General features: G+C 71.2%; 15 protein-coding genes. 10 read left to right on the top strand and 5 right to left on the bottom strand.

Annotation, left to right across the window (positions count from 1 at the left end):
• Positions 1-196: 196 nt before the first annotated feature.
• A complete protein-coding gene (locus tag ACWDO5_RS22225) occupies positions 197-799 on the top strand; it encodes a TetR/AcrR family transcriptional regulator (protein ID WP_450532069.1) in 603 nt (200 codons plus the stop codon).
• A 567-nt stretch (positions 800-1,366) separates the two neighbouring features.
• On the opposite strand, the gene ACWDO5_RS22220 is transcribed toward ACWDO5_RS22225, so the two are convergent.
• Together ACWDO5_RS22220 and ACWDO5_RS22215 are read right to left on the bottom strand one after the other, a co-directional pair.
• A complete protein-coding gene (locus tag ACWDO5_RS22220; protein ID WP_450532075.1) occupies positions 1,367-2,293 on the bottom strand; it encodes a DeoR/GlpR family DNA-binding transcription regulator in 927 nt (308 codons plus the stop codon).
• Between the two features lie 191 nt (positions 2,294-2,484).
• Positions 2,485-3,924, bottom strand: coding sequence for an NAD(P)H-quinone dehydrogenase (locus ACWDO5_RS22215; RefSeq protein ID WP_450532068.1), 1,440 nt, complete (start codon positions 3,922-3,924; stop codon positions 2,485-2,487).
• A gap of 164 nt (positions 3,925-4,088) precedes the next feature.
• On the opposite strand from ACWDO5_RS22215, the gene ACWDO5_RS22210 reads away from it, so the two are divergent.
• The 4 genes from ACWDO5_RS22210 to ACWDO5_RS22195 all read left to right on the top strand — a co-directional run bounded on the left by ACWDO5_RS22210 (position 4,089) and on the right by ACWDO5_RS22195 (position 7,822).
• Entirely contained in the window at positions 4,089-4,526 is a 438-nt protein-coding gene (locus ACWDO5_RS22210) for a gamma-glutamylcyclotransferase (protein WP_450532067.1), read from the top strand.
• Between the two features lie 102 nt (positions 4,527-4,628).
• Positions 4,629-5,459, top strand: coding sequence for a purine-nucleoside phosphorylase (locus ACWDO5_RS22205; protein ID WP_450532066.1), 831 nt, complete (start codon positions 4,629-4,631; stop codon positions 5,457-5,459).
• A 245-nt stretch (positions 5,460-5,704) separates the two neighbouring features.
• The gene (locus ACWDO5_RS22200) at positions 5,705-7,396 is read left to right on the top strand and encodes a phospho-sugar mutase (RefSeq protein ID WP_450532064.1); all 1,692 of its coding nucleotides are present in this window, start codon (positions 5,705-5,707) and stop codon (positions 7,394-7,396) included.
• Between the two features lie 264 nt (positions 7,397-7,660).
• Positions 7,661-7,822, top strand: coding sequence for a hypothetical protein (locus ACWDO5_RS22195; RefSeq protein ID WP_450532063.1), 162 nt, complete (start codon positions 7,661-7,663; stop codon positions 7,820-7,822).
• Positions 7,823-7,930: 108 nt separating this feature from the next.
• Here the strand turns inward: ACWDO5_RS22195 and ACWDO5_RS22190 are convergent, their stop codons facing one another.
• Positions 7,931-8,566, bottom strand: coding sequence for a PH domain-containing protein (locus tag ACWDO5_RS22190; protein ID WP_450532062.1), 636 nt, complete (start codon positions 8,564-8,566; stop codon positions 7,931-7,933).
• A 136-nt stretch (positions 8,567-8,702) separates the two neighbouring features.
• Between ACWDO5_RS22190 and deoC the strand changes: the two genes are divergently transcribed.
• Genes deoC through ACWDO5_RS22175 form a run of 3 tightly spaced genes read left to right on the top strand, consistent with a single transcriptional unit; the run spans position 8,703 to position 11,963 of the window.
• Positions 8,703-9,647: a deoxyribose-phosphate aldolase gene (gene deoC / locus ACWDO5_RS22185; protein ID WP_450532074.1), complete on the top strand. Its 945-nt coding sequence runs from the start codon at positions 8,703-8,705 to the stop codon at positions 9,645-9,647.
• On the top strand, positions 9,647-11,083 hold the full coding sequence (locus ACWDO5_RS22180) for an aldehyde dehydrogenase family protein (RefSeq protein ID WP_450532073.1): 1,437 nt from the start codon (positions 9,647-9,649) through the stop codon (positions 11,081-11,083). The genes deoC and ACWDO5_RS22180 overlap by 1 nt, the downstream gene beginning before the upstream one ends.
• Positions 11,076-11,963, top strand: a complete 888-nt coding sequence (locus ACWDO5_RS22175) for an aldehyde dehydrogenase family protein (protein ID WP_450532061.1) — start codon at positions 11,076-11,078, stop codon at positions 11,961-11,963. Before ACWDO5_RS22180 ends, ACWDO5_RS22175 begins: the two co-directional genes overlap by 8 nt.
• A gap of 80 nt (positions 11,964-12,043) precedes the next feature.
• Here the strand turns inward: ACWDO5_RS22175 and ACWDO5_RS22170 are convergent, their stop codons facing one another.
• On the bottom strand, positions 12,044-12,445 hold the full coding sequence (locus ACWDO5_RS22170; protein WP_450532060.1) for a hypothetical protein: 402 nt from the start codon (positions 12,443-12,445) through the stop codon (positions 12,044-12,046).
• Positions 12,446-12,563: 118 nt separating this feature from the next.
• On the opposite strand from ACWDO5_RS22170, the gene ACWDO5_RS22165 reads away from it, so the two are divergent.
• Positions 12,564-13,205: a uridine kinase family protein gene (locus ACWDO5_RS22165; RefSeq protein WP_450532059.1), complete on the top strand. Its 642-nt coding sequence runs from the start codon at positions 12,564-12,566 to the stop codon at positions 13,203-13,205.
• A 496-nt stretch (positions 13,206-13,701) separates the two neighbouring features.
• On the opposite strand, the gene ACWDO5_RS22160 is transcribed toward ACWDO5_RS22165, so the two are convergent.
• Positions 13,702-14,424, bottom strand: coding sequence for a SigE family RNA polymerase sigma factor (locus ACWDO5_RS22160; RefSeq protein WP_450532058.1), 723 nt, complete (start codon positions 14,422-14,424; stop codon positions 13,702-13,704).
• A gap of 238 nt (positions 14,425-14,662) precedes the next feature.
• Here ACWDO5_RS22160 and afsQ1 point away from each other — a divergent pair, with 238 nt between their 5' ends.
• Positions 14,663-15,340, top strand: coding sequence for a two-component system response regulator AfsQ1 (afsQ1, locus tag ACWDO5_RS22155; RefSeq protein ID WP_175257369.1), 678 nt, complete (start codon positions 14,663-14,665; stop codon positions 15,338-15,340).
• The last annotated feature ends 17 nt before the right edge of the window (positions 15,341-15,357 follow it).

Here is a 15,357-nt window from a genome sequence, read left to right as displayed (position 1 = left end):
ACGAGACGCTGCCCCAGACGCCGCCCCCGCTCTCGTACAGAGTGGAGGAGATCCGTCTGGGGGTGTGCGGGACAGCAGGAGCGGGGCGAGCGCGACCGCCATGAAGGCCGCGGCCGCTCATTACGATACGGAGGGCGCCTCCGATTTCGCAATGGCATGCTGGACATCCGGGGGCGGACTCAGGGAGGACGGCGCGATGGCGACGAGCACGGGGAGTACGGCGGCGGGTTCGGCACGGCCGATGCGCGCCGATGCGCGCCGCAACTACGAACGGCTGCTCACCGAAGCCCGCACCGTCTTCGCCGAGCACGGAACCGATGCGTCGCTCGAGGAGATCGCACGGCGCTCGGGCGTGGGTATCGGCACGCTGTACCGGCACTTCCCCAACCGCCACACGATGATGAGCGCGGTCTTCCAGGACGCGCTGGCCTCGCTGCTGCAGCGCTCCCGCGAACTGGCCGGGGCGGAGCAGCCATGCGGAGCTCTGGTGGAGTGGCTGCGCGCCATCATCACTCATGCGGGTGAGTACCGCGGCCTGGCGCGGGCGCTCATGTCGGCCTCGCACGACGAGAGTTCGGCGCTGTCGGAGTGCAGCGTGCCGATGCGCGAGGCGGGCGAACGGCTGCTGATTCGGGCGCAGGAGAGCGGCGCGGTGCGGGCGGATGTGTCGATCGGGGACCTGATGCAGCTGACGAACGCGATCGCGCTGGCGGCGGAACAGGACCCGCAGGACCCGGAGTTGGCGGACCGGCTGCTGATGCTGACGCTGCGGGGGCTGAAGGGGGAGGCGGGCGGCTGAGGGGGTTCGGGGCCGGGGGGTGCCGCTGCGCGGGGCCTTTCCCCACCCCGCCCCTTCCCACAAGCAGGGCAAGCCCCCGACCCCGGGGCCGGCACCTTCGCGCCGCGGGCGCCCGAGCGGGACGACCTGAGGTCCCGCCCGCGCCTGCGGCCACCACGCGGCGTGCGGCGCCTCCACGCCCCAGCGGGACAGACCGTGCCCCCCGGCCCCGCCCCTGCCAAGTGCAGAGATCGGGCGGGTAGGCGGCACGCAGCGCAGGCGGGCCGACGTCAGGCGGCGGCTCCACGCCGCCACGGCGCGTGCGCGGGGCCGAGGCCGCGACGACGGGCCCTCGCGCCCCAGCAGGACGGACCGTACCCGTGGCCCCGCCCCTGCCAAGTGCAGAGATCGGGCGGGTAGGCGGCACGCAGCGCAGGCGGGCCGACGTCAGGCGGCAGCTCCACGCCGCCACGGCGCGTGCGCAGGGCCGTCCCGGCAGCCGCGACGACGGGCGCTCCCGCCCCAGCGGGACAGACCGTGCCCCCGGCCCCACCCCGCCAAGTGCAGATCGGCGGCGCGGGCGGCTACTCAGCGGCGGCGGAGGTCCGCCACCCTTGCTGCGCGTTCCGCCGGGGGCTGGTCCGGGGTCAGGGATCCCGCCGCCGTGCGCAGAGGGTTGCCCCCGCGGGTGCGGCGTTGGCCCGGGAGAGGGACGTCCCGGCGGGGCTGGCGCCCCGGCGGGACGCCGTCGCCGCCCGCGGCTCCCGCACCCGATCCGGCCACCGCGATCTGGACCCCCTGGTCCGCCAGCGCCTGGAGCTCCGTCGCCGCGCGGTCGTCGTGCGTCGGCGGCTCATCGGTGACAAGCCGCGTGATCACATCCGTGGGCACCGTCTGGAACATCGTGTCGGTGCCCAGCTTGGTGTGGTCCGCGAGGACCACCACCTCCGCCGCGGCCTGAACCAGAGCCCGATCGACGCTCGCCGAGAGCATGTTGGACGTGGACAGGCCGCGCTCCGCGGTCAGTCCGCTCCCGGAGAGAAAGGCACGGGACACCCGCAGCCCGTGCAGGGACTGCTCCGCGCCGCTGCCGACCAGCGCGTAGTTGGAGCCGCGCAACGTCCCCCCGGTCATGACGACTTCGACCCGGTTGGCATGCGCCAGCGCCTGAGCCACCAGAAGGGAGTTGGTGACGACGGTCAGCCCGGGGACGCGCGCAAGCCGGCGGGCAAGCTCCTGCGTCGTCGTCCCCGCGCCGACCACGATGGCCTCGCCCTCTTCGACGAGGCTCGCGGCAAGATCGGCGATGGCCGTCTTCTCCGCGGTCGCGGACAAGGATTTCTGCGGAAAGCCGGACTCACGCGTAAAACCGCCCGGCAGTACCGCACCGCCGTGCCGGCGGTCGAGGAGTCCTTCTGCCTCCAGCGCCCGCACGTCCCGCCGTACGGTTACTTCGGAGGTCTGGACGACGCGGGCGAGCTCACGGAGCGACACGGCCCCGTTGGCACGCACCATTTCGAGGATCAATTGGCGACGTTCTGCAGCGAACACGAAACTGACAGTAACCTGACCGGCCGATGGTTTTCAGCGCTATGCGCCGAATAACAGAAGTTGCGCCCACGTGGGACACCCAAGTGGTATGGGCAGCCGCGTAGTTGATCGTCGGACGCGCCGAGTGCCCGGGGTTCTTCGGGTTTACACCCGCATCACGCCTCGCCCGCCGCTTTCCGGGTTTGCAACTGCCGTGCCACCTCCGCGATCGACCCCGACAGAGACGGATACACAGTGAAGGCGTTTGCGATCTGCTCCACCGTCAGATTGTTGTCGACCGCGATCGAGATGGGATGGATCAGTTCGCTGGCACGCGGCGAGACGACCACGCCGCCGACCACGATCCCCGTACCCGGCCGGCAGAAGATCTTGACGAAGCCGTCCCGGATGCCCTGCATCTTCGCGCGCGGGTTGCGCAGCAGCGGCAGCTTGACCGACCGCGCGTCGATCTTGCCCGCGTCCACGTCCGCCTGGCTGTAGCCGACCGTCGCGATCTCGGGGTCGGTGAAGACGTTCGACGAGACGGTCTTCAGGTTCAGCGGCTGCACCGCGTCGCCCAGGAAGTGGTACATCGCGATACGGCCCTGCATGGCCGCGACCGAGGCGAGCGCGAAGACGCCGGTGACGTCGCCGGCGGCGTACACGCCGGGGGCGGTCGTACGGGAGACCTTGTCGGTCCAGATGTGGCCCGAGTCCTTGAGCCGGACCCCGGCCTCCTCCAGACCCATGCCCGCGGAGTTCGGGATCGCGCCGACCGCCATCAGGCAGTGCGAGCCGGAGATGACCCGGCCGTCGGAGAGCGTGACCTCGACCCGGTCGCCGACGCGCTTGGCGGACTCGGCGCGGGAGCGGGCCATGACGTTCATGCCGCGGCGGCGGAAGACGTCCTCGAGAACGGCGGCGGCGTCCGGGTCCTCGCCGGGCAGCACGCGGTCGCGGGACGAGACGAGGGTGACCCGGGAGCCGAGCGCCTGGTACGCGCCGGCGAACTCGGCACCCGTAACGCCGGAGCCGACCACGATGAGCTCCTCGGGGAGCTCGTCCAGGTCATACACCTGCGTCCAGTTGAGAATCCGCTCTCCGTCGGGCAGGGCGTCCGGGATCTCGCGCGGGTGGCCGCCGGTCGCGATCAGCACGGCGTCGGCGGTCAGCGTCTCCTCGCTGCCGTCCGCGGCACGCACGACCACCTTGCGGGAGCCGTCCATCGCCTGCTGGCCCTCCAGCCGGCCACGGCCGCGCAGCACGCGCGCGCCCGCCCGGGTGACGGAGGCGGTGATGTCGTGGGACTGGGCGAGGGCAAGCCGCTTCACCCGTCGGTTGACCTTGCCGAGGTCCACGCCGACCACTCGGGCCGCCTGCTCCAGCGGTGGGGTGTCGTCGGCGACGATGATGCCCAGCTCCTCATAGGAGGAGTCGAAGGTCGTCATCACCTCGGCGGTGGCAATCAGGGTCTTCGACGGTACGCAGTCGGTCAGCACCGACGCCCCGCCGAGGCCGTCGCAGTCGACGACGGTCACCTCCGCGCCGAGCTGGGCGCCCACCAGGGCCGCCTCGTATCCGCCGGGTCCGCCGCCGATGATCACGATCCGGGTCACTGGGGTTACGCCTCGCGCTCTCGTTACGTTCTGCCGGGTTCGGGGGATCGCCCTTTGGGACTGCAGTACGCCCCCCAGTGTCCCGCATGGTTCAAGTGCCGTTGCCCCGGGTCCCTCGATTGGTGAACGGCAACCACCCGTGCCCCTCCCGTACCCTCGATCCCATGTCGCTCTACGCCGCGTACGCCGGCAACCTCGACGCGCGGCTGATGTCCCGCCGCGCCCCGCACTCCCCGCTGCGCGGCACCGGCTGGCTCAACGGCTGGCGGCTGACCTTCGGCGGCGAGCAGATGGGCTGGGAGGGGGCGCTGGCCACGATCGTGGAGGCGCCGCGCTCGCAGGTCTTCGTCGCGCTGTACGACGTCGCCCCGATGGACGAGGACTCGATGGACCGCTGGGAGGGCGTCGGCCTGGACATCTACCGGCGGATGCGGGTGCGGGTCGACACGCTGGACGGCGAGGAGCCGGCCTGGGTGTATGTGCTGAACGGGTACGAGGGCGGGCTGCCGTCGGCGCGGTATCTGGGGGAGTTGGCGGACGCGGCGGATTCGGCGGGAGCGCCGCACGACTATGTGATGGAGCTGCGGAAGCGGCCCTGCTAGTGCATTCGGCGCGCCGTCTGTCGGAAACGACAGGACAACGATCCAAAGACCGTGAGCTGCGTCATCTACGCGCGTAGGAAATGACCGGCTACCCTCGTCCGCGTGAACGCATCTGTGAATCCGGATCTCAACGGCGCTTCCGCCGACCCCCACGCCACAGCCGACGCCGCAGCCGCGCGCCTGCGTGAGCTGACCGGCACCGAGACGCATGACGTAGCGCTGGTGATGGGCTCCGGCTGGGCCCCGGCAGTCGACGCGCTCGGTACGCCCGAGGCCGAGTTCCCGGTCACCGAGCTGCCCGGTTTCCCGCCGCCGGCGGTCGAGGGCCACGGCGGCAAGATCCGCTCGTACCGGATCGGCGCGAAGCGCGCGCTGGTCTTCCTGGGCCGTACGCACTACTACGAGGGCCGCGGTGTCGCCGCGGTCGCGCACGGGGTGCGCACGGCGGTCGCCGCGGGCTGCAAGACCGTCGTCCTGACGAACGGCTGCGGCGGTCTGCGTGAGGGCATGCGGCCCGGGCAGCCGGTGCTGATCAGCGACCACATCAACCTGACGGCGACGTCGCCGATCGTCGGGGCGAACTTCGTGGACCTGACGGACCTTTACTCGCCGCGGCTGCGGGCGCTGTGCAAGGAGATCGACGCGTCGCTGGAGGAGGGCGTGTACGTGCAGTTCCCCGGCCCGCACTACGAGACGCCGGCGGAGATCAACATGGTCCGCGTGCTGGGCGGCGACCTGGTGGGCATGTCCACCGTCCTCGAGGCGATCGCGGCGCGCGAGGCGGGTGCGGAGGTGCTGGGCATCTCCCTGGTCACGAACCTGGCGGCGGGCCTGACGGGCGAGCCGCTGAACCACGAGGAAGTGCTGCAGGCGGGCCGGGACTCGGCGGCGCGGATGGGCGAGCTGCTGACGCGGGTACTGGACCGCATCTGACGGAGTGCTTGGTGCCGGGGGGGTGCGCGAGCGCCCACGGCGCGCGGGGGCCGCTGCACGGACGTCCGCGGCGCGCGCGGTGCGGTGGTTCGTTCAAGGGTTACCGGCGGGAAATTCAAGCCCGCCGGCGATTGAGGCGCGGGGTCCGGGGCGGAGCCCCGGTTACGGGAAGGGGCGGGGTGGGGGAACAGCGCCGCCCGCCGGGCCCGGGTGACTCGCGGGCACGGGAGTGCCCCACCGCGAGGATGCCCGCCAAGATTGGCCGGGCGACGAAAACACACGAGAGGCGGACCACCGTGCAGCAGGACCTCATCGCGCGGGCCAGGGCGTGGCTGGCCGAGGACCCGGACAGTGAGACCCGGGACGAGCTCGGGAAGCTCATCGAGGCGCAGGATCTCGATGGGCTCGCCGCGCGGTTCGCGGGGACGCTGCAGTTCGGGACAGCCGGGCTGCGTGGGGAGCTCGGGGCCGGGCCCATGCGGATGAACCGGGCCGTCGTCATCCGGGCCGCCGCCGGGCTCGCCGCGTACCTGAAGGCGAAGGGGCAGGGCGACGGGCTCGTCGTCATCGGGTACGACGCCCGGTACAAGTCCGCCGACTTCGCGCTCGACACCGCCGCCGTCATGGTCGGCGCCGGCTTCCGCGCCGCCGTCCTGCCACGCCCGCTGCCCACGCCCGTACTCGCCTTCGCCATAAGGAAGCTGGGCGCCGCCGCGGGCGTCGAGGTCACCGCCAGCCACAACCCCCCGCGCGACAACGGCTACAAGGTCTACCTCGGCGACGGCACCCAGATCGTGCCGCCCGCCGACGCGGAGATCGCCGCCGAGATCGACGCGATCCGCAGCCTGGGCGACGTACCACGCGCCGAGACCGGCTGGGACACCCTCGGCGACGAGGTCCTGGAGGCCTACCTGGAGCGTACGGACGCCGTGCTGACCGCCGGCTCCCCCCGCTCCGCCCGCGTCGTCTACACCGCCATGCACGGCGTCGGCAAGGACGTACTGACCGCCGCCTTCGCCCGCGCCGGCTTCCCCGCGCCCACCCTCGTACAGGAGCAGGCCGAGCCCGACCCGGCCTTCCCGACCGTCGCGTTCCCCAATCCGGAGGAGCCGGGGGCGATGGATCTCGCCTTCGAGACCGCCCGCCGGGTCCAGCCGGACATCGTCATCGCCAATGACCCCGACGCGGACCGCTGCGCCGTCGCCGTCCCCGAAGGCCAGGACTGGAAGATGCTTCGCGGCGACGAGGTCGGCGCGCTGCTCGCCGCGCACCTTGTCCACAAGGGCGCGCGCGGCACCTTCGCGGAGTCCATCGTGTCTTCGTCCCTGCTCGGGCGGATCGCGGACGCGGCGGGACTCCCGTACGAGGAGACGCTGACCGGCTTCAAATGGATCGCCCGCGTCGAGGGCCTGCGGTACGGCTACGAGGAGGCGCTCGGCTACTGCGTCGACCCCGAAGGCGTACGCGACAAGGACGGCATCACCGCGGCCCTCCTCGTCGCCGAGCTCGCCTCGGAGCTCAAGGAGCAGGACCGCACCCTCACCGATCTGCTCGACGACCTCGCCGTCGAGCACGGGCTGCACGCCACCGACCAGCTGTCGGTGCGGGTCGAGGACCTGAGCATCATCGCGAACGCGATGCGCGCGCTGCGCGAGCAGCCGCCGGCCGTTCTCGCCGGGCTGCGGGTCGCCGTCGCGGAGGACCTGAGCCGGGGCACGGAGAAGCTGCCGCCCACGGACGGCCTGCGGTACTACCTCGACGGCGACTGCAAGGCCCGGGTCATCGTCCGCCCGAGCGGCACCGAGCCGAAGCTCAAGTGCTACCTGGAGGTCGTCGTGCCGGTCGCGGACGCGAGCGAGCTGGCGCCCGCGCGGGAGCGGGCGACGGAGGTCCTGGAGCGGATCAAGCGGGACCTGGCGGCTGCAGCCGGTATCTGACGCCCGTACGGGTGAATCTCGTACGGAGTCGAGGCAGCGGCACCCGCTCCTTCGGAACCGGCCGGGAAATGGTGACCGGTAGCGCACGCCGAGTGCACGCCGAGTCCCAGGAGCAGCCGCTGTGTCCCTCGCCGCGACCGTTCGAGCCACCGTCCCCGCCTCCCGCCGGCCGTCGGCTCCGGGAGGCGGTGGCCCAACAGGCGTACGGTACGGGCTGCCGCGGGCGCTTCGGCGGCCGCGCCCGCGCTGCTCGTCTTCACCGGCATGCTGCTGCTGGTCGTCCTCGGCAGCGGCGGCGTCTACTTCCCGCGCGCCCGCTTTCTACTGCCGGGCTTCCCGCTGCTGATGCCGGTCGCACGGGCGCTGGCGCGGGCGCGGCGTACGGCGGTGGTGAGGGTGGTGCTGGGAGCTGCGACGCTGTGGTAGGCCTGGCTTGGGGCGTACATGCTGCTGGTGTGGAAGGGCCCGCCGTGACCGGGCCCGCGGTCACAGTCGCATGAGACAGCGACAGCCCTGTCCACCGTCAGAAGACCGTCAGCCGATCGCCAGCAGCACCGTGAGCAGCACCGCCCCGGCCACCGCCGGCGCGACGGCCTCGTACGCCCAGCGGATCTGCGGCTCGCCCTGCGCACCCGGCAGCGGGGCGTTGAGCTCGGCCAGTTCCCGCAGGTCCGCGATCGTCTGGTCCGCGGGAGCGATCCGCGCCCTGGAGTCGGTGACATCCGCGCTCACAGACGTCCGCCCGTGCGGGTCGTCGTGCGCGTTCTGCATCTGGCGGCGCGAGGCCCGCTTGCGCCGCCGCAGCGAGACCGGGATCGCCCACAGTTGGTACTTCTTACCGTCCTGTGTGAATGCCTCGCTGGAGTACCCGGCCCGCACATCCGCGACCGCCGCCCAGGGCAGTGTGATCGTCCGGAAGGGGTTCCTGATCCGCAGCCGGTCGTTGTTGGCGAAGACCGCCGGCCGCAGTGTGAACGCGACCACCAGCGGGACGGCCAGCAGCGCCACGGCGAGTGCCAGCCACGGCGTGCGCCCCTCGCCCCGGATCAGCGCGTCCCCGCAGATCCACGTGATGAGCGCGAGCAGCAGCACTCCGCCCACCATCGCGGCGGGCGACCGGAAGGCCCGGTCGGCATAGGTGGGCTCGGCGGGCTGCTGGGGGCTCGTCATGGCTCCGATTCTGCCGCACGCCTCCAGTCGTGGTTCCCTGGCCTGGTGACGCCCACCGCCCACCTCCCCTCGCGCAACCTTCACCAGGCCCCCCTGTACAGGTTGCTACGCGCGTAGATATGCTCCCCTGGTGACCATGCCCATTGCACCCGCATTCGCTGACGTGACCGCGTCCGACAGCACACTGCGCCGCTTCCTCCACGGCCTGCCCGGCGTCGACGCCGTCGGCCTGGAGGCCCGCGCCGCAGGGCTCGGTACGCGTTCGATCAAGACCACGGCCAAGGCGTACGCCATCGATCTGGCCATCTCGGTGATCGACCTGACGACGCTCGAAGGCGCGGACACCCCGGGCAAGGTCCGGGCGCTCGCCGCCAAGGCCGTCCGTCCCGACCCGACCGACCGCACCACCCCGGCGACCGCCGCGGTCTGCGTCTACCCCGACATGGCCGCCGTCGCCGCCGAGGCCCTGAAGGGCTCCGGCGTCAAGGTCGCCTCCGTCGCCACCGCCTTCCCGGCCGGCCGCGCCGCGCTCGACGTGAAGCTCGCGGACACCCGCGACGCCGTCGCCGCCGGGGCCGACGAGATCGACATGGTGATCGACCGGGGAGCCTTCCTCTCGGGTCGATACTCGAAGGTGTACGAGGAGATCCGCGCCGTGAAGGAGGCCGCCGGCCCCGCCCGGTTGAAGGTCATCTTCGAGACCGGCGAGCTGTCCACGTACGACAACATCCGTCGCGCCTCCTGGCTCGGCATGCTGGCCGGCGCGGACTTCATCAAGACCTCGACCGGCAAGGTCGCGGTCAACGCCACCCCCGCCAACACGCTCCTGATGCTGGAGGCCGTGCGCGACTTCCGCGCGCAGACCGGCATCCAGATCGGCGTGAAGCCCGCGGGCGGCATCCGCACCACCAAGGACGCCATCAAGTTCCTCGTCCTGGTCAACGAGACCGTCGGCGAGGACTGGCTGGACAACCACTGGTTCCGCTTCGGCGCGTCGAGCCTGCTGAACGACCTGCTGATGCAGCGTCAGAAGCTGGCGACCGGCCGCTACTCCGGCCCCGACTACGTGACGGTGGACTGATCACCATGGCTTTTGAGTACGCACCCGCCCCCGAATCGCGGTCCATCGTAGACATCGCGCCGTCGTACGGCCTCTTCATCGACGGCGAGTTCACCGACGCCGCGGACGGCAGGGTCTTCAAGACGGTCTCCCCGTCCACCGAAGAAGTCCTCTCCGAGGTCGCCCAGGCCGGCACCGAGGACGTGGACCGCGCCGTGAAGGCGGCCCGCAAGGCGTTCGAGAAGTGGTCGGCGCTGCCAGGCGCGGAGCGCGCCAAGTACCTGTTCCGCATCGCGCGGATCATCCAGGAGCGCTCACGCGAGCTGGCGGTCCTGGAGACCCTCGACAACGGCAAGCCGATCAAGGAGACCCGCGACGCGGACCTCCCCCTGGTCGCCGCGCACTTCTTCTACTACGCGGGCTGGGCCGACAAGCTCGACCACGCCGGGTACGGATCCGACCCGCGCCCGCTCGGCGTCGCCGGCCAGGTCATTCCCTGGAACTTCCCGCTGCTGATGCTCGCGTGGAAGATCGCCCCGGCGCTCGCCACCGGCAACACCGTGGTGCTGAAGCCCGCCGAGACGACCCCGCTCTCCGCCCTCTTCTTCGCGGACATCTGCCGCCAGGCGGGCCTGCCGAAGGGCGTCGTCAACATCCTTACGGGATACGGCGACACGGGCGCCGCGCTCGTCGAGCACCCCGACGTCAACAAGGTCGCCTTCACCGGCTCGACCGCCGTCGGCAAGGCCATCGCCCGCCAGATCGCCGGCACCGACAAGAAGGTCACCCTCGAACTGGGCGGCAAGGGCGCGAACATCCTCTTCGACGACGCCCCCATCGACCAGGCCGTCGAGGGCATTGTCTCCGGCATCTTCTTCAACCAGGGCCAGGTCTGCTGCGCGGGCTCGCGCCTGCTGGTCCAGGAGTCGGTCCAAGGCGAGGTGCTCGACTCGCTCAAGCGCCGCCTGACCACGCTGCGCCTCGGCGACCCGCTGGACAAGAACACCGACATCGGCGCGATCAACTCCGCCGAGCAGCTGGCCCGTATCAAGGCACTGACGGAGACGGGCGAGGCGGAGGGCGCCGAGCGCTGGTCCCCGGCGTGCGAGCTGCCGAGTTCCGGCTACTGGTTCGCGCCGACGCTGTTCACGAATGTCACCCAGGCGCACACGATCGCGCGCGACGAGATCTTCGGCCCGGTGCTGTCGGTGCTGACGTTCCGTACGCCGGACGAGGCGGTCGCCAAGGCCAACAACAGCCAGTACGGCCTCTCGGCGGGGATCTGGACGGAGAAGGGCTCCCGCATCCTCGCGGTCGCGAGCAAGCTCCGCGCCGGTGTCGTCTGGGCCAATACGTTCAACAAGTTCGACCCGACCTCGCCCTTCGGCGGCTACAAGGAGTCGGGCTTCGGCCGCGAGGGCGGCCGTCACGGTCTGGAGGCCTACCTCGATGTCTGACGGGCGACTGAGCGTCTTCAAGACCTACAAGCTGTACGTCGGGGGCAAGTTCCCCCGCTCCGAGAGCGGCCGGGTGTACGAGGTGACGGACTCCAAGGGCAAGTGGCTGGCGAACGCCCCGCTGTCGTCGCGCAAGGACGCGCGTGACGCCGTCGTCGCCGCTCGCAAGGCCTTCGGCGGCTGGTCGGGCGCGACCGCGTACAACCGCGGCCAGATCCTCTACCGCATCGCGGAGATGCTGGAGGGCCGACGCGAGCAGTTCGTACGCGAAGTGGCGGACGCGGAGGGCCTGTCCAAGTCGAAGGCGGCGGCCGTCGTCGACGCGGCGATCGACCGCTGGGTCTGGTACGCGGGCTGGACGGACAAGATCGGCCAGATCGTGGGCGGGGCCAACCCGGTCGCGGGCCCGTTCTTCAACCTCTCCACCCCCGAGCCGACGGGCGTGGTCACCGTCGTCGCGCCCCAGGAGTCGTCCTTCCTGGGCCTGGTCTCGGTGCTCGCCCCGGTGATCGCCACGGGCAATACGGCGATCGTCGTCGCAAGCGAGAAGTCCCCGCTCCCCGCCCTCTCCCTGGGCGAGGTGCTGGCCACATCGGACCTGCCGGGCGGCGTCGTCAACGTCCTGTCGGGCAGGACCGCCGAGATCGCGACCCCGCTCGCGGCGCATCAGGACGTCAATGCGATCGACCTGACGGGCGCAGACGCCGATCTGGCCCGCGAACTCGAAATCGCGGCGGCAGACAACCTCAAGCGCGTTCTCCGTCCACAGCCTGTGGATTTCTCGGCCGCCCCGGGCACGCACCGCCTGACGGCCTTCCTGGAGACGAAGACGGTCTGGCACCCGACGGGCTCGCTCGGCGCGTCCGGTTCGGCGTACTGACCCGCCCTGGCCGCCCCGCCCCCATGACCGAGCCCCCTGCCGTCCCGTCCGGCGGCAGGGGGCTCTCAGGTGCGCGCGGCTCAGCCCGGGAGCAGCGCCGTCGCCTGCCCCACCAGCGGCAGGTCCCGCAGCGCGCCGCCCTTGGTCACCGAGTCCGTCACCATCGCGGTGCTCACCGGCTTGAAGTCGGCGATCTGCGTGCCCACGGCGTTGTCCAGCGGGTCGACGCCGGTGTTCGCCAGCGGGTCGAGCTGAAGACGCTTGACCGGCGCCAGCGCACCCGGCAGCGCGTGCTCGACCCCGGCGGGCACATTGAGGTCGTCCGCCGACTGACCGGACGTCTGGGGTGCGCCCACCGGCAGCATGGGCGCCGCCTGCGCCGCCGCACCGCCCGCGCCGATGGCCGCACCCGCCGCGGCGACGGTCAGACCGACGCGCAGCAGGGCGCGCCGCTGGTTGTTCGAAGCTGCATGACGAGCCATGAGATTCCTGCCTGGTAGTAATCGTGTGAGTGCGCAGAGTAGTTGAGTTGGGGCTCCCGATACCAACCGCTGTCCCGGGGGGTCCCCTGCCCGGGTCAATGCCGCACACTTGTCTCCCGTGAGTTCCCAACCCATCCCGACCCGCGTCGTGTTGCTCGCGGGCCCCTCAGGCTCCGGAAAGTCGTCCCTCGCCGCCCGCACCGGCCTGCCGGTGCTGCGCCTCGACGACTTCTACAAAGAGGCCGGCGACCCGACGCTGCCGCTCGTCACGGGCAGTATGGACATCGACTGGGACTCCCCAGGGTCCTGGGACGCGGATGCGGCGGTGGCGGCGATCATGGAGCTGTGCCGTACGGGACGTACGACCGTCCCCGTGTACGACATCGCCACGAGCGCACGAGTCGACACGGAGGCGTTCGACATCGACCGGACGCCGCTGTTCGTGGCGGAGGGCATTTTCGCGGCGGACATCGTCGAGCGCTGCCATGAACTGGGCGTGCTGGCGGACGCGCTGTGCCTGCGCGGCCGTCCGTCGACGACGTTCCGGCGCCGACTGGCCCGGGACCTGCGCGAGGGCCGCAAGTCGGTGGGCTTCCTGCTCCGCCGCGGCTGGCGCCTGATGCGCGCCGAACGCGGCATCGTGGCCCGCCAGACGAACCTGGGAGCGCACCCCTGCGGCAAGGAGGAGGCTCTGGGCCGCCTGGCGGCGGCGGCCGCGGGCCGCTGCCGTACGTCGCCTGCGGCGCGGACGTTGGCGTAGGGAGCCTTCCCACCCACGCGCCGATGAAGGGTCAGGGAAACGAGGTACCCCACGCCCGCGTCGTTCGCGGCAGATTCGCGCCGCGGGTTCAGTCCCGGGATACAAGGCCCACGCCCAGGCGGCAGCTTGGCGCGCTCCTGGAACCAGTGCGGGAGCCGACGCCCTCCTGCGGTCAGCGGCAGCTGACGCGCCGCTTCTCAGGTGCCTGTGCTGGAGAACCCCGCGCCCCGGCAGCAGCTTCGCGCCGTGCAACAGCGCGGCGGGCGGAGGCCGCAAAGGCCTGTAGGCACCGCAAGCAGCCATTGAGCAACCCCCACGGAGGGCAACCACCTCCGCGAAAGCGGCGCCGGTTGAGGCGCAAAAAGAAGAGCGGGGCCGGACAAGACCCCCCGGCCTGTCCGGTCCCGCTCTGTTTCCCCCGTGGTCCCCCGTGACCCCGTGGTCCCCGGATCCCGCCGTCTCCCCCGAAACGGCGGCCCCGTTCCCCCCGTTACCCTCAGGCCACCAGCTCGCCGAAGGACTCTTCCTCGTCACGGCCGAAGCTGAGGACCTCGTCCTCGCGCAGCCGGCGAAGCGACCGCCAGATGCTCGACTTCACCGTGCCGACACTGATGTCCAGGATCTCCGCGATCTCCGGGTCGGTACGGCCCTCGTAGTAGCGAAGGACCAGCATCGTCCGCTGGAGCTCGGGCAGCCTGGCCAGTGCCTGCCAGAGCACCGCGCGCAGCTCCGTACCCCGCATCGCGTCGGTGTCGCTCGCCGTCTCCGGCAGCTCCTCCGTCGGGTACTCGTTGAGCTTGCGCCGGCGCCAGGCGCTGATGTGCAGGTTGGTCATCGTGCGGCGCAGATAACCGCCGACCGCCGCCTTGTCGCTGATCCTGTCCCAGGCCCGGTACGTGGAGAACAGCGCGCTCTGCAGCAGATCCTCCGCCTCGAACCGGTCACCGGTCAGGTGGTAGGCGGTCGCGTACAGGGAGGCGCGGCGCTCTTGCACGTAGGCGGTGAATTCCGCCTCCGAAAGGCTCGTCCGCTCCCCCGTTGCCTCGCCGCTGCCCCCCACAGCTGCGTCAACCACCGTCATGTACGACGGCTTGTGCTGACGCCCGGCGCCGCGAACGCACCCCCGCCCGTTCACCGCGCCGGACTTCTCCGTGCTCCTCACGACGTCGTGGAGACGCGTGACAACTGCGCTTGAGTTGGTGCTGTGCAGTGCGTTCATCTCGCGCCCCCCGTCGAGTGGAGTCAACTTCCGTCCGTGTGCCAAGAAGCTTGCCCGGGCAGTTTCATGGCGTTGTCCGTCGACTGTCACAGACCTGTCACAGTGCCCTCGGGTGCCATCTCGGGACCCCTCACCCGCTCGTCCTGAAGCGCTCGAAACGCCTCTCACAAGGGGAGGAGTCGTGTGAGAGAGCCTCAACGGTCGAACTCCGGCACCCCCATGGGCCAGAATGACCTCTGTGCCTTTCCTGTTGCTGATCGAGGACGACGACGCCATCCGCACGGCCCTCGAACTCTCGCTGTCACGCCAGGGCCACCGAGTGGCCACCGCGGCGACGGGCGAGGACGGCCTGAAGCTGCTGCGCGAGCAGCGGCCGGACCTGATCGTGCTGGATGTGATGCTGCCCGGGATCGACGGTTTCGAGGTGTGCCGTCGGATCAGGCGCACCGACCAGCTGCCGATCATCCTGCTGACCGCGCGCAGCGACGACATCGATGTGGTCGTGGGGCTGGAGTCGGGCGCGGACGACTATGTCGTCAAGCCGGTGCAGGGCCGTGTGCTGGACGCCCGGATCCGCGCGGTGCTGCGGCGCGGGGAGCGTGAGTCCACCGACTCGGCGACCTTCGGCTCGCTGGTGATCGACCGCTCCGCGATGACGGTGACCAAGAACGGCGAGGACCTGCAGCTCACGCCGACGGAGCTGCGGCTGCTGCTGGAGCTGAGCCGCAGGCCCGGGCAGGCCCTGTCGCGGCAGCAGCTGCTGCGGCTGGTGTGGGAGCACGACTACCTCGGCGACTCACGGCTGGTCGACGCGTGTGTGCAGCGGCTGCGTGCGAAGGTTGAGGACGTGCCGTCCTCGCCGACCCTGATCCGTACGGTGCGTGGTGTGGGCTACCGGCTGGACGTCCCGCAGTGAGACATGTGCACATGGTG

The organism is Streptomyces sp. NPDC000880 (assembly GCF_053599675.1).
Note: the sequence above shows the minus strand (reverse complement) of the source record. Positions and strands in the feature narration are given on the sequence as shown.

What these genes read in the sequence shown, in the direction of transcription:
- ACWDO5_RS22225 (WP_450532069.1), top strand. Translation starts at nt 197, where the DNA reads ATGGCGACGAGCACGGGGAGTACGGCGGCGGGTTCGGCACGGCCGATG.
- ACWDO5_RS22220 (WP_450532075.1), bottom strand. Translation starts at nt 2,293, where the DNA reads ATGGTGCGTGCCAACGGGGCCGTGTCGCTCCGTGAGCTCGCCCGCGTC.
- ACWDO5_RS22210 (WP_450532067.1), top strand. Translation starts at nt 4,089, where the DNA reads ATGTCGCTCTACGCCGCGTACGCCGGCAACCTCGACGCGCGGCTGATG.
- ACWDO5_RS22200 (WP_450532064.1), top strand. Translation starts at nt 5,705, where the DNA reads ATGCCCGCCAAGATTGGCCGGGCGACGAAAACACACGAGAGGCGGACC.
- ACWDO5_RS22195 (WP_450532063.1), top strand. Translation starts at nt 7,661, where the DNA reads ATGCTGCTGCTGGTCGTCCTCGGCAGCGGCGGCGTCTACTTCCCGCGC.
- ACWDO5_RS22190 (WP_450532062.1), bottom strand. Translation starts at nt 8,566, where the DNA reads ATGACGAGCCCCCAGCAGCCCGCCGAGCCCACCTATGCCGACCGGGCC.
- deoC (WP_450532074.1), top strand. Translation starts at nt 8,703, where the DNA reads ATGCCCATTGCACCCGCATTCGCTGACGTGACCGCGTCCGACAGCACA.
- ACWDO5_RS22175 (WP_450532061.1), top strand. Translation starts at nt 11,076, where the DNA reads ATGTCTGACGGGCGACTGAGCGTCTTCAAGACCTACAAGCTGTACGTC.
- ACWDO5_RS22170 (WP_450532060.1), bottom strand. Translation starts at nt 12,445, where the DNA reads ATGGCTCGTCATGCAGCTTCGAACAACCAGCGGCGCGCCCTGCTGCGC.
- ACWDO5_RS22160 (WP_450532058.1), bottom strand. Translation starts at nt 14,424, where the DNA reads ATGAACGCACTGCACAGCACCAACTCAAGCGCAGTTGTCACGCGTCTC.